The following is a 12920-nucleotide window of genomic DNA, read 5'->3' as shown; positions in this document are numbered from 1 at the left end:
TGAGTAATCGCTCATTTTACCATGACTTGCATTTAGCATAAGAATATGCCTGATTAAACTAACTCCCTAGTCCGCCATGGAATCCGACACCATGCCCCAATTCGTCTATTCCGCCGCCGACGGCGCCTCCCAGATCTGGCCGGAAATCAATGGCCACTTCCTGTCGCTGCGCGGCATCCCGGACCATCTGCAGGCGGACACCCCCATCCGGGCGGTCTACCGCCGGCTGCTGGTCGGCTTCGACGCCATCACCTCCTGCGAGCTGAAGGACCTGTACAAGTTCACGCTCTGCCTGCAGCAACTGGCGCCGGAGGAAACCGACTGTCCCGAACTGCGCCTGCTGGTGGCTGCGTTCCGCGCCTGGGTGAGCTTCGACTACCCACGGGCCCGCCAGTTGTTCCGCCAGCACCTGGACGCCTATCCCAGCGACGTGGTGGCGCTGTTCTTCACCCATATGTTCGACTTCTGCACCGGCCACACGCCGGAACTGGTGCCGGACCTGGAGCGCTGCGATCGCCACATCGGCGCCGACCATCCGCTTTCCTCCTATTACCTGGCGATCAAGGCCTTTGTCACCGTCGAAGCCGGCCACCCGGGCCAGGCGCTGAAACTGGGGCTGGAATCGCTGCGCCATTGCGCCGACAACATCTACGGCATCCACGCCGTCGCGCATGCATTGCACGAGCAGGAGTGCTGGCAGGAACTGTGCACCTTCCTCGAACAATGCAAGGCGCAGTGGATAGACAACGCCGGCATGCGCATGCATGTGTACTGGCACCTGGCGATAGGCTACGAGAAGAGCCTGCAGACCGAGCAGTCGGTACGCACCTTCCACGAAATGTACGCGCTGAAGGATAGCCGCTTCGCCAAACAGGACCTGGACGCCGTGGCCTTTCTATGGCGCTACCGCCTCAATCATCCGGACGACTCCCGCTTCGACGACATCTGGCAGCAGCTGGCCTTCTTGTGGAGCGGCAGCATAGGCGCGTCGATGTCCCACTTCCACCGCCTGCACGCGGCGCTGGCCTTCGCCGCCAGCGGCCAGCCGGTGCTGATCGAAAAACTGATCGCGGAAAGCGACGGCTTCGGCTTGGACCCGCAGACCCACCAAACCGGCCTCACCGTGCTCAAGGGCATCCTGCATTTCGCCGAAGGCCGCGTCGAAGACAGCCTGCGCACCTTGCAGGCGGCGCAGCCGCATTGGAGCGTGCTGGGCGGCAGCCGTGCGCAGCGCGAGCTGCTGCCGCTGACCCTGCAGGCCTGTCAACGCCGGCAGGCCGGCCTAGAGGCGAACCATGCGCCGGCCTGAGCGCGACGCGTCTCCCCGGCTGTATCTGCAACTGGTGCTGGTGGCCGTGATCTGGGGCGGCACCTTCATCGCCGGCCGCCTGCTTGCCGGCGGCCTGCCGCCGCTGCTGGCCGCCTGCCTGCGCTTCACCATCGCCAGCGCCACTCTGCTGGGTTGCCTGGCGCTGACGCGAACGCCGCTGGTCCGCCCTGCCCCCGGACAAATGCTCAGACTGGCCCTGCTGGGCCTGTTCGGCGTGTTCGGCTACAACCTGTTCTTCTTCTATGGCCTGCAGCACATCGGCGCCGCCCGCGCCTCGCTGATCGTCGCGCTCAATCCCGCCATGATCGCACTGGCCTCCTTCCTGCTGCTGAAGGAAGCCTTGCCGCCGCTCAAGCTGGCCGGCGTCGCGTTGTGCCTGGCCGGCGCGGGGCTGGTCATCATCGGCAAGAACCCCGACGCGCTGACCGCCGCAGCCGGCTCCAGCGGCGATTTGCTGATTCTGGGCTGCGTCGCCTGCTGGGTGACGTACAGCGTAGGCTCGCGCGGCCTGTCGCAGGCGCTGGGGCCGCTACAGACAGTCGCCTGGTCCATCCTGCTGGGCACGTCGATGCTGTGGCTGACCGCATGGCTGCACGGCGACGCCAGCCTCGCCGCCATCGGCAAGCTGGATACCGCGCAATGGGGCGGGTTGTTCTATCTGGGCGCGCTGGGCTCGGCGCTGGCTTATATCTGGTACTACGACGGCATCCGCCGGATCGGCGCCACCCGCGCCGGCGTGTTCATCGCCCTCAATCCTCTCAGCGCGGTGCTGCTGGGCGCCGGCCTGTTGGGAGAGCGGCTGTCGCTGGAAATGGCGGTCGGCGGCGCGCTGGCCATCGCCGGCATCGTGCTCGGCAACCGCGCCTCCGGACCCAGCTGGCGCGGACTTCGCCCCTCCCGTTCCGCCTGAGCGCCGTTTCCGTTGCCAGCCCGCGGGCGGCAACGGATAATCGCCGTCCGTTTTACAAGGTGTGAACAAATGGATGAGACGAGCGTGCGCCTGTCCAAGCGCATGGTGGAGCTAGGCCTGTGCTCGCGGCGCGAGGCCGACGCCTGCATCGAGCAGGGCTTGGTGAAAGTAGACGGCAAAGTGGTCAATACGCTGGGCGCGCGGGTACGGCCGGAACAGCAAATCACGCTGGCCGGAACACCCCAGGCTCTGGCCACGCTGCCGGTGACGATGCTATTGAACCGCCCGGAGGGCGAGGACGCGCCGCCGGCGCAGCTGCTGGGGCCGGATAGCCGCTCGCCGCAGGACGGCGCGGAACAAGTCTGGCTGGCCCGCCACCGCCAGCACCTGAGCGTCCTCGGCGCCGTGGATGAGCGCTGCCATGGCCTGCTGGTCCTGACTCAGGATAAAAAGCTGCCGCGCCATCTGGCTGAGTGCGAAATGGAATTCCTGCTGCAAGTGGAGCGGGCGCCGGCGGCCGACGAGTTGAAAGCGCGCGTCGCAGCCATCCGCCTGGACGGCAAACCCTTGCGCCAATGCAAGATCAGCCGCCAGAGCGACCATCAACTACGCTGCGCCGTTTACGCGCCGCGCGCCGGCTTCTTCGCCGAAATCAGCCGCCAGCTCGGCATCAGCCTGCAAAGCGCGCGCTGCATCCGCATCGGCCGCCTGGCCCTGGCCGGACTGCAGCCGGGACAATGGCGCTATCTGCAGCCGTTCGAACGCTTCTGATCCTTGCCCGCGCAGCCCGCCGCCCCCCCCCGCGCGGGCTGCGCGCCTCCGGTTTTCCATGCGATGACGATGCGTATTGTCCCGCCGACGCGGGCGCCTCATACCGAGCAGATCAAGGCGCGCGGGACGGCTTCGTGCCAAAATGAAAGTTGAATAAAAAAATAAATTTATCGGAACTCGGTTCCTGATATTCCGTCTTTATACCATCCAGCCATTCAACCGGAATTCCGCCCATGCCCCACGACACCCCCTTGATCACCACCATCGTCGGCGGCCTGGTCTTCGCCTTCGCGCTCGGCGCGCTGGCCTTGCGCCTCAGGCTGCCGCCGCTGGTAGGCTATCTCTGCGCCGGCATCCTGGTCGGCCCGTTCACGCCGGGCTTCCAAGCGGATACCGCGTTGGCGCCGGAGTTGGCGGAGCTAGGGGTGATCCTGCTGATGTTCGGCGTCGGCCAGCATTTCTCGATCAAGGACCTGATGGCGGTGAAAGCCATCGCCGTCCCCGGCGCGCTGGTGCAGATCGCGGTGGCGACGCTGCTGGGCATGGGCCTGTCCCATTTCCTCGGCTGGCCCTTGGGCGAAGGCGTGGTGTTCGGCCTGGCCCTGTCGGTGGCCAGCACGGTGGTGCTGCTGCGCGCGCTGGAGGAATACGGCTGGCTGGACAGCGAGGACGGCAAGGTGGCGGTGGGCTGGCTAGTGGTGGAAGACCTGGTAATGGTGCTGACCCTGGTGCTGCTGCCCGCCTTCGCCGGCGCGCTGGGCGGCGGCCAGGCTGCGCCGTCGCTGGCCCAGCTGGGCTGGGCGCTGGCGCTGACCGTGGCCAAGGTCGCGGCTTTCGTCGCGCTGATGCTGATCGTCGGCCGCCGCTTCATTCCGTGGATGCTGGAGCTCATCGTCCACACCGGCAGCCGCGAGCTGTTCCGGCTGGGCGTGCTGGCCACCGCGCTGGGCGTGGCCTACGGCGCCACCCAGCTGTTCCAGATTTCGTTCGCGCTGGGCGCCTTCTTCGCCGGCATGGTGATGGCCGAGTCGCCGTTCAGCCACCGCGCCGCCGAAGAATCGCTGCCGCTGCGCGAAGCGTTCGCCGTGCTGTTCTTCGTGTCGGTGGGCATGCTGCTGGACCCGGAAGTGCTGCTGAAGGACACCCTGGTGCTGCTGGCCACCGTGCTGATCATCGTGGTCGGCAAATCGGCGGCGGCCTACGGCATCGTGCGCCTGTTCCGCCGCAGCCACCACACCAGCCTGCGCATCGCGGCCAGCCTGTCGCAGATCGGCGAATTCTCCTTCATCCTGGCCGGACTGGGCATGTCGCTGGGCTTGCTCAGCGCGCGCGGCCAGGCGCTGATCCTGGCCGGCTCCATCGTATCCATCCTGTTCAACCCGATGATGTTCGCGCTGGCCGAGCGCTACAGCCGCCGCGCGGAAGCTGCGGCCTGAGCCAGCGGATGCCGAACATTTGGCCGGCTCGGCCGCCGGCTATGATAGAATCGCGCGCAACGCGTTCAATTTGCTATGAAAAAACTCATCGCCACGCTATGCCTATTCTGCCTCGCCCTGCCGTCATCGGCCGGCCGCTTGCTGCCCGACGGCCTGGTGATGGGCAGGCTGGCCGGCGTCGAAGACTCGGGCATCGAGTTCGTCCGCTCCGACCGCACGCTGCTGCAGCGGCTGTCGGCGCTGATCGCCGTCGAGCCGCAGCATTTCGCGCTCGCCACCGGCCTACGCGTGTTCGATGAGCACAACCGCTTCCTGCTGAGCGGGCAACTGAACGCTCTGAAAGGCCGCACCATAGGCGTGACCTTCGATCAGCAAGGCAATATCAACCGCATCTGGGCGCTGGGCGACGACGAGATCGAGGCGCTGAAACAGCGCCAGGCCCAGATCCAACCCTGAAACCGAATACGAGCTGGAACCGAGTAGCAATGAAGAAGGTATACATCAAGACCTTCGGCTGCCAGATGAACGAGTACGATTCCGACAAGATGGCGGACGTGCTGGGCAGCGCCGAAGGCATGGTCAAGACGGACAACCCGGAAGAAGCCGACGTCATCCTGTTCAACACCTGTAGCGTGCGGGAAAAGGCTCAGGAGAAAGTGTTCTCCGACCTGGGCCGCATCCGCCCGCTGAAGGAAGCCAACCCCAATCTGATCATCGGCGTCGGCGGCTGCGTGGCCAGCCAGGAAGGCGACGCCATCGTCAAGCGCGCGCCCTTCGTCGACGTGGTGTTCGGCCCGCAGACGCTGCACCGGCTGCCGGATTTGATCGAAAGCCGCAAGCAAAGCGGCCGCTCGCAGGTGGACATCTCCTTCCCCGAGATCGAAAAGTTCGACCACATCCCGCCGGCCAAGGTGGATGGCGGCGCGGCCTTCGTCTCCATCATGGAAGGCTGTTCCAAGTACTGCTCGTTCTGCGTGGTGCCGTATACCCGCGGTGAGGAAGTGTCGCGCCCGTTCGAGGACGTGCTGACTGAGATCGCCGGCCTCGCCGCCCAGGGCGTCAAGGAAATCTCGCTCTTGGGCCAGAACGTCAACGCCTACCGCGGCCTGATGAGCGATGGCGAGATCGCCGACTTCGCGCTGCTGCTGGAATACGTACACGAGATCCCGGGCGTGGAGCGCATCCGCTTCACCACCAGCCACCCGCGCGAGTTCAGCCAGCGCATCATCGACTGCTACGCCAAGCTGCCCAAGCTGGTCTCCCACCTGCACCTGCCGGTGCAGAGCGGCTCCGACCGCGTGCTGATGGCGATGAAGCGCGGCTACACCGGCCTGGAATACAAGTCCATCATCCGCAAGCTGCGCGCGATCCGCCCGGACCTGTGCCTGAGCTCGGACTTCATCGTCGGCTTCCCCGGCGAAACCGAAGCCGACTTCGAACAGACGCTGAAGCTGGTGCGCGACTGCGAGTTCGACTTCAGCTTCGTGTTCATCTACAGCCCGCGCCCGGGCACGCCGGCGTCCAACCTGCCGGACGACACTCCCCACGCCGAGAAAGTGCGCCGTCTGGAAGCGCTGAACGAGGTGATCGAAGCCAAAGGCTTCGAAATCAATAAGGCGATGGTCGGCTCCGTGCAGCGCGTGCTGGTGGAAAACGTCTCGAAGAAAGACGCCTCGATGCTGGCGGCGCGCACCGCCAACAACCGCGTGGTCAACTTCGCCGGCCATCCGCGCCTGCTGGGCCAGACGGTGGATGTCAGAATTACCGAAGCCCGCCCGCACTCGCTGGCCGGCGAGGTGGTGATCAACGAGATCGCCTGACCGGGAGCGGAGCCGGCTTGCTATGCAATGCGCATCGCGCGGCGTATGCTCGGCTGGTTCCGATACGGAGGATTTCAAGATGTTCGTCGTCTCGCTGACCTATACCGCCCCGCTGTCCGATGTCGACGCGCTGCTGGATGCCCACGTCGCCTGGCTGAAACAAGCCTACGCCGACGGCGCCTTCCTGGCCTCCGGCCGCAAGGTGCCGCGCGAGGGCGGCGTGATCCTGGCGCGCGGCGAGCACGCGGCGCTGGAAGCCCGCCTTGCCAGGGACCCGTTCGCCAGGGGCGGCGTCGCCCGCTACGACATCATCGAATTCGTGCCCGGCATGACGGCCGCGGGGCTGGAAAGCCTGAAGGAAGCATGAACGCGAGCGGCATCAAGGCCCTGCTGCTGGACCTGGACGACACGCTGTTCGACGACAGCCACGCCACCCATCAGGCGTTTTCCGCCTTCATCGGGCCGCATGCCGCCCGTTTCGCCGAATCCGAAACCCAGCTGTTCCGCCGCTGGCGCGCCTGCGTCGATCGCCACTGGCGGCGCTTCGAGGCCGGCGAGCTGACGATAGAACAACAGCGCCACGAACGGCTGCGCGACTTTCTCGGCCTGCCGCATATCGCCGAAGACGAGGCCGCGCGTCTGTTCCAGCCGTATATGGACGCCTACCGCCGCCACCGTCGGCTCACGCCCGGAGCGGCAGGCTTTCTCGACGCCACCCGCCATTTGATCCGCATCATCGTCAGCAACGGCGGCGCCGAACAGCAGCGGGCCAAGCTGGCGCACCTGGGCATCGCCCACCACTTCCGCCACGTCGTCACCGTGGAGGACGCCGGCGCCGCCAAACCGGACCCGCGCATCTTCCGCCACGCGCTGGCGCTGGAAAGCCTCGCGCCCGGACATTGCCTGATGGTGGGCGACGACTTGGAACGCGACATCGAGCCGGCGAGCCGGCTGGGCATGGCCGCCTGCCAGGTTTCGCACGGCAGCCACGCCGCCGTTTTTCAACAGTTAAGCGAACAATTGCACACGCATGAGCACTAGCGAATCCCTCAGCTTCAACCCGGTGGACAACGAACGGCTGGCCCGCCTGTGCGGCCCCCTGGACGAGAACCTGAAACAGGTGGAAACCGGCCTGGACGTCGTCGTCCAGCGCCGCGGCGAAGCCTTCCGCGCGCAAGGCCCGGCCGCCAAGCTGGCGGTGGAGGCATTGACCCGGCTCTACCTGCTGGCGGAGAAACAGGACATCTCGGTCGACGACGTGCAACTGACCCTGGTGGAGCTGCGCCAGCAGCAATCCAGCGCCGAGCAGGAAGAATCGCCTGTGCTGGCCACCCGCCGCGGCGATCTGAAAGGCCGCACGCCCAATCAGGCCCGCTACATCAAGGCCATCCAGCAGCACGACGTCACCTTCGGCATCGGCCCGGCGGGCACCGGCAAGACCTACCTCGCCGTCGCCTGCGCGGTGGACGCGATGGAGCGCGACGCGGTCAAGCGCATCGTGCTGGTGCGCCCGGCGGTGGAGGCCGGCGAGAAGCTGGGCTTCCTGCCCGGCGACCTGGCGCAGAAGGTAGACCCGTATCTGCGGCCGCTATATGACGCCTTGTACGACCTGATGGGCTTCGACCGCGTGACCCGGCTGTTCGAGAAGAACCTGATCGAGATCGCGCCGCTGGCCTATATGCGCGGCCGCACGCTGAACCACGCCTTCATCATCCTGGACGAGGCGCAGAACACCACGCCGGAGCAGATGAAGATGTTCCTGACCCGGATCGGCTTCGGCTCGCGCGCGGTGATCACCGGCGACGTCACCCAGATCGACCTGGCCCGCCACCAGAAGAGCGGCCTGGTCGAGGTGGAGCGCATCCTCGGCCATGTGCGCGGCATCCACTTCCATCATTTCAACAGCAACGACGTGGTGCGCCATCCGCTGGTGCAGAAAATCGTCGACGCCTACGACCATTACCAAAGCAAGCAAGATGAAAAAAGCTAAACGCAACCCGCTGCTGGCCCGCCTGGCCGAGCGGCTGGAACTGACCCTGGACGTGCGCAGCGACGCCGCCGCCCTGCCGGAGCCGGCGCTGATCCGCCGCGCCTGCCAGGCCGCGCTGCGCCGCGACGTCAAACAAGCGCAGATCAGCATCGTCATCGTCGACGCCGCTGAAGGCCGTCAGCTCAACAACGACTACCGCGCCAAGGATTATGCGACCAACGTTTTGTCCTTCGCGCTGAACGAAGGCGAGCCGGTGGCCGGCCTGCCGCTGTTCGGCGATCTGGTGCTGTGCGCGCCGGTGGTGGAGCAGGAAGCCGCCGAGCAGAACAAGGACCTGATGGCCCACTACGCCCACCTGCTGGTGCACGGCATGCTGCACCTGCAGGGCTTCGATCACGAGGAAGACGAAGAGGCCGAAGCGATGGAAGCGCTTGAAACCGTAATCGTTAAACAGCTAGGATATCCCGATCCCTACCACGAGGAGCACATCTAAGAAATGGAAGACCCCAGTAAACCGCGACCCAGTTGGCTTGAACGCCTGTCCACCATGCTCTTGCGCGAGCCGGAAGACCGCGAGGAGTTGATCGAGCTGTTGCACAACGCCTTCGAGCGCAACCTGCTCGACGCCGAGGCCCTCGGCATGATCGAAGGCGTGCTGGAGGTCAGCGAGCTGACCGTGCGCGACGTGATGATTCCGCGCAGCCAGATGCACGTGCTGAACATCGACGACCCCATCGCCCGCTTCCTGCCGACCGTGATCGATTCCGGCCACTCGCGCTTCCCGGTGATAGGCGAAAGCAAGGATGACGTGCAAGGCATCCTGCTGGCCAAGGAGTTGCTGCGTTACTTCCATGCGCCCTCCACCTTCAATCTGAAGAACGTGCTGCGCCCGGCGGTGTTCGTGCCGGAATCCAAGCCGCTGAATGTGCTGCTGCGCGACTTCCGCGCCACCCACAACCACATGGCGGTAGTGGTGGACGAATACGGCGGCGTCTGCGGCCTGGTGACCATCGAGGACGTGATCGAGCAGATCGTCGGCGACATCGAGGACGAGTACGACATCGACGACGATGAGGACGACATCGTCCCTGTGCGCGGCAACGAGCGTTACCGCGTCAAGGCGCTGACCGAGATCGAAGACTTCAACCACTACTTCGGCACCGACTACGCTGACGACGACGTCGACACCGTCGGCGGGCTGGTGATCTCGCTGACCGGCCACCTGCCCAAGCGCGGCGAAAAGATCGAAGCCGCGGGCCTGCGCTTCACCGTGCTGCGCGCCGACAGCCGCCGCCTGGACACCCTGCTGGTGGAGCGCATCCAGGCCTCCATCGACATGGCCGAATAAGGCTATGCTGAATGCAGCCGGCAGCCGCCGGCTGCAACCTCGTATCCAACTGCAACAAGCCCCATGCGAATCCTGATCCTGCTATTGGCCGCCGCGCTGGCCGGCGCCCTCACCCTGTTTGCCTTCGCCCCCTATCGGCTGTTCTGGCTGATGCCGATCACGCTGGCCGCACTAGTCGAGCTGCTGCAGCGCGAGCCGCGCCGTGCGTTCTGGATAGGCTACGCCTGGGGCCTCGGCGCCTATGTCAGCAATTTCCGCTGGATCTACGACAGCCTGCACGACGTGGCCGGCCTGCCGGCCTGGATCGCCGCGCCGCTGGTGCTGCTGCTGCCGGCCTATCTGGCGTTGTACCCCGGCCTGGCCTCCTGGCTGGCCTGCCGCATCGATCCGCGGCCTGGCGTGCGCTGGCTGCTGGCCTTCCCCGCCGCCTGGGAATTGGGCGAATGGCTGCGCGGCTGGGTGATGACCGGCTTTCCCTGGGGCGCGGCCGGCTACTCGCAGATCACCGAAAGCCCGCTGGCGGGCTACGCGCCGGTCGGCGGCATCCACCTGGTCAGCTACCTGGTGGCGCTGTCCGCCGGCGCGCTGGCCATGCTCGCGCGCGCCGGCATGCGGCAGCGCATCGGCATCCTGATCGCCGCCGCGCTGGTCTGGGGCAGCGGCGTGTGGCTGCGCGACATCGAATGGACCCATCCGGTCGGCAAACCGATCACGGTGGCGCTGGGCCAGGGCAATATCGCGCAGGAATTGAAATGGTCGCCGGAGAACCTGGAAAACTCGCTGCTCACCTATTACCGCCAGGTGGCGATGACTCGCGCCGACCTGATGATCCTGCCGGAAACCGCGCTGCCCTTGTTCCTCGATGACCTGCCATCCGGCTACCTGTCGATGATCCGCGGCGAAGCCTCTCGTTCCGGCATGGCGCTGGCCACCGGCATTCCGCGCCGCACCAACGACGGCCGCGGCTATCTGAATTCGGTGGTGGCGCTGTCCGACCCCAAGATGCCCTACTACGCCAAGGACCATCTGGTGCCCTTCGGCGAGTTCGTGCCGCTGCCGGGCCTGATAGGCTGGATCTACCAGCACATGGACATGCCGCTGTCCGGCTTCAGCCGCGGCGGCGCCGATCAGGCCCCGCTGACGCTGGCCGGACATAAAGTGGCGTTCAACGTCTGTTACGAGGACAGTTTCGGCGAGGAGCTGATCGGCCCGGCCTCCCGCGCCGATATCTTGGCCAACGTCAGCAATCTGGCCTGGTTCGGCCGGAGCGAGGCGATGAGCCAGCACCTGCAGCTGTCGCAGGCTCGTTCGCTGGAAACCGGCCGCTACATGCTGCGCGCCACCAATAACGGCATGACCGCCATCATCCGACCGGACGGCGAGATTTCGGCGGTGGCAGCCCCGTTCACCACCCAGGTGCTGACCGGCTTCGCCCAAAGCCGCCAGGGTCTGACGCCTTACATGCGCGTCGGCAACTTGCCGGTCATCATCGGCTGCGGCGCGCTGCTGCTGCTGGCCCTGCTGCTGGGTTGGCGCCGCCGCGGCCAGCACTAGGCCGCATTGATCAAAAAAGCCCGGCTCGCAGCCGGGCTTTCCGCATCCACTCCCGCGCGGCCGCCGCGCCGCTCAGCCCCTGACCGAGAAGCGCGACACCAGTTGCCGCAAATTGGCCGCCAATTGGTGCATATTGTGGATGGCCTGCGACGCCGATTGCGATGCCGACGCGTTGCTGGTGGCGCTGTGGGCGATCTGCTCCACGTGCTGGGCGATGGTCTGGCTGGCCGCGCTCTGCTCCTGCAGCGCGTGGGAAATGTCGCCGATCACGGCCACCACGCCGCTGGCGCTGTCCTGGATGCGGGCGATCTCGGAACCCGCCTGCTCGGCCAGCCCCAGCCCCGCCTTCACCCGCGACACCGCCTCCTCCATGCTGTGGCGGGAATGCTCGGCCCCCTGCTGCACATCCTGGATCATAGAGGCGATTTCCTGCGTCGCCTGCGCCGTGCGCTCGGACAGCTTGCGCACCTCGTCGGCCACCACCGCGAAGCCGCGCCCCATCTCCCCGGCCCGAGCCGCCTCGATCGCCGCGTTCAAGGCCAGCAGATTGGTCTGGTCGGCGATATCCTTGATCACCTGCATGATGCTGGAAATGGTCTGGGTCTTGTCCGCCAGGCTGGTGATGATGCCCGAGGTCTGGTCGACCGCGTCGTTGATGCGCCGCATTTCGCTGACCGCCTCGGCGATCACCGCCCCGCCGCTCTTGGACAGCGTGCCGGACTCGTTGGCCAGATTGCGCGCATCCTGCGAGCGGTCGGAAATGTGATTGACGCTGACGGTGAGCTGCTCGATCGACGCCGCCATCGCCGTGGCCGCCGCGCTCTGCTGCTCGGAGCCGCGCCCCACCGCCTCGGCCTCGCCGGTCACCTTGCTGCTGACCTGGGACAGCTGGTTGGCGCCGTCGATGATGTCGCGCACCAGCCGCTCCAGCTCGCGCTGCATCGCGCCCACCGCCGACATCAGGCTCTCCTGATCGCCCTCCCTCACCGCCACGTCCTCGTCCAGATGGCCGGCGGCGATGCGCTTGACCACCGCCACCGTCTCCTGCGGATCCGCGCCCAGCTGGCTCAACACATTGCGCAATATCATGCCGCCCATGCCCAGCAGCACCAGCAGCGCCGCAGCCAGCACGCCGCCCAGCCACAACAGCTCCCGATGGAAGGCGGCTGAAACATCGTCCAGATAGATGCCCGTGCCGACGATCCAATGCCACTTCGGCGTGGTGGTGACATAGGAAATTTTGGGCTGCGGCTGATCGAAGCCGGGCTTGCTCCACACGTACTCGCCATAACCGCCGCCGCCGGGCGATGAAATCGCGTTCTGGAACAGCGTCTTCAATTCGATGCCGTTCGGATCCTTCACTCCGGCGAGGTTCTTGCCGATCAGCTCCGGTTTGGCGCCGTGGGCGACATAATTCCAGTCCGAGTCATAGGCGAAGAAATAATCCGCCTTCTCGTAATGCATCGAACTCAGCGCTTTGGACAGCATGCGCTTGGCGTCGGCCTCGCCGATCTTGCCGCTCTCCACCAGCTTCTCGTAGCTGGATACTAGGCCCACCGCGCTCTGCACCAGATTGCGCACCTTGTCCTGCCTGTCCTGCAGCATCACCTGGCGCTGGTTGTACACCGACACCACGCCCAGGCCGCACACCACCGCCACCACCAGCGCCATCAAGCCGACCAGCCGGGCCTTCAAGCTCATGCCTGCGTTTGCCATTTCCCGCTCCTTCCCCAACCCCGCACGTATTCGTGCTTGTTTTGA

At 65.9% G+C, this 12920-nt stretch carries 13 protein-coding genes; 12 read left to right on the top strand and 1 reads right to left on the bottom strand.

Translation table 11 applies throughout. From position 1 onward, the window contains the following. Positions 1 to 91 precede the first annotated feature (91 nt). The 12 genes from LQR33_RS05380 to lnt all read left to right on the top strand — a co-directional run bounded on the left by LQR33_RS05380 (position 92) and on the right by lnt (position 11159). Positions 92 to 1309, top strand: coding sequence for a tetratricopeptide repeat protein (locus tag LQR33_RS05380; RefSeq protein ID WP_231179256.1), 1218 nt, complete (start codon positions 92 to 94; stop codon positions 1307 to 1309). After that, on the top strand, positions 1296 to 2240 hold the full coding sequence (locus tag LQR33_RS05375) for a DMT family transporter (protein WP_231467885.1): 945 nt from the start codon (positions 1296 to 1298) through the stop codon (positions 2238 to 2240). The genes LQR33_RS05380 and LQR33_RS05375 overlap by 14 nt, the downstream gene beginning before the upstream one ends. A 69-nt stretch (positions 2241 to 2309) precedes the next feature. Beyond that, positions 2310 to 3011: a S4 domain-containing protein gene (locus LQR33_RS05370; RefSeq protein ID WP_231467883.1), complete on the top strand. Its 702-nt coding sequence runs from the start codon at positions 2310 to 2312 to the stop codon at positions 3009 to 3011. Positions 3012 to 3244: 233 nt separating this feature from the next. Further along, complete coding sequence (locus LQR33_RS05365; protein WP_231467881.1) at positions 3245 to 4447, top strand: cation:proton antiporter domain-containing protein; 1203 nt, start codon at positions 3245 to 3247, stop codon at positions 4445 to 4447. A 75-nt stretch (positions 4448 to 4522) separates the two neighbouring features. Then, the gene (locus LQR33_RS05360; protein ID WP_221663689.1) at positions 4523 to 4903 is read left to right on the top strand and encodes a hypothetical protein; all 381 of its coding nucleotides are present in this window, start codon (positions 4523 to 4525) and stop codon (positions 4901 to 4903) included. A gap of 29 nt (positions 4904 to 4932) precedes the next feature. Further along, entirely contained in the window at positions 4933 to 6267 is a 1335-nt protein-coding gene (gene miaB / locus LQR33_RS05355) for a tRNA (N6-isopentenyl adenosine(37)-C2)-methylthiotransferase MiaB (protein WP_166440354.1), read from the top strand. Between the two features lie 79 nt (positions 6268 to 6346). Beyond that, the gene (locus LQR33_RS05350) at positions 6347 to 6634 is read left to right on the top strand and encodes a YciI family protein (protein WP_231467879.1); all 288 of its coding nucleotides are present in this window, start codon (positions 6347 to 6349) and stop codon (positions 6632 to 6634) included. Further along, positions 6631 to 7308, top strand: a complete 678-nt coding sequence (locus LQR33_RS05345; RefSeq protein WP_231467878.1) for an HAD family hydrolase — start codon at positions 6631 to 6633, stop codon at positions 7306 to 7308. The genes LQR33_RS05350 and LQR33_RS05345 overlap by 4 nt, the downstream gene beginning before the upstream one ends. Further along, entirely contained in the window at positions 7298 to 8257 is a 960-nt protein-coding gene (locus LQR33_RS05340) for a PhoH family protein (protein WP_166440357.1), read from the top strand. Before LQR33_RS05345 ends, LQR33_RS05340 begins: the two co-directional genes overlap by 11 nt. Beyond that, on the top strand, positions 8244 to 8750 hold the full coding sequence (ybeY, locus tag LQR33_RS05335; protein WP_221667012.1) for an rRNA maturation RNase YbeY: 507 nt from the start codon (positions 8244 to 8246) through the stop codon (positions 8748 to 8750). Before LQR33_RS05340 ends, ybeY begins: the two co-directional genes overlap by 14 nt. Before the next feature lie 3 nt (positions 8751 to 8753). After that, on the top strand, positions 8754 to 9605 hold the full coding sequence (locus LQR33_RS05330) for an HlyC/CorC family transporter (RefSeq protein ID WP_166440359.1): 852 nt from the start codon (positions 8754 to 8756) through the stop codon (positions 9603 to 9605). 63 nt (positions 9606 to 9668) lie between these two features. Next, positions 9669 to 11159 (top strand): apolipoprotein N-acyltransferase, encoded by a 1491-nt coding sequence (lnt, locus tag LQR33_RS05325; protein ID WP_221667013.1) that lies wholly within the window; start codon positions 9669 to 9671, stop codon positions 11157 to 11159. Between the two features lie 72 nt (positions 11160 to 11231). On the opposite strand, the gene LQR33_RS05320 is transcribed toward lnt, so the two are convergent. Further along, positions 11232 to 12875, bottom strand: coding sequence for a methyl-accepting chemotaxis protein (locus tag LQR33_RS05320; RefSeq protein WP_221667014.1), 1644 nt, complete (start codon positions 12873 to 12875; stop codon positions 11232 to 11234). Between the last annotated feature and the right edge of the window lie 45 nt (positions 12876 to 12920).

Origin of the sequence: Chromobacterium piscinae, assembly GCF_021129175.1 — a bacterium.
Taxonomy (GTDB): Bacteria; Pseudomonadota; Gammaproteobacteria; order Burkholderiales; family Chromobacteriaceae; genus Chromobacterium; species Chromobacterium piscinae.
The sequence above is the reverse complement of the archived record's forward strand: the minus strand, read 5'-3'. Positions and strand labels throughout refer to the sequence as shown.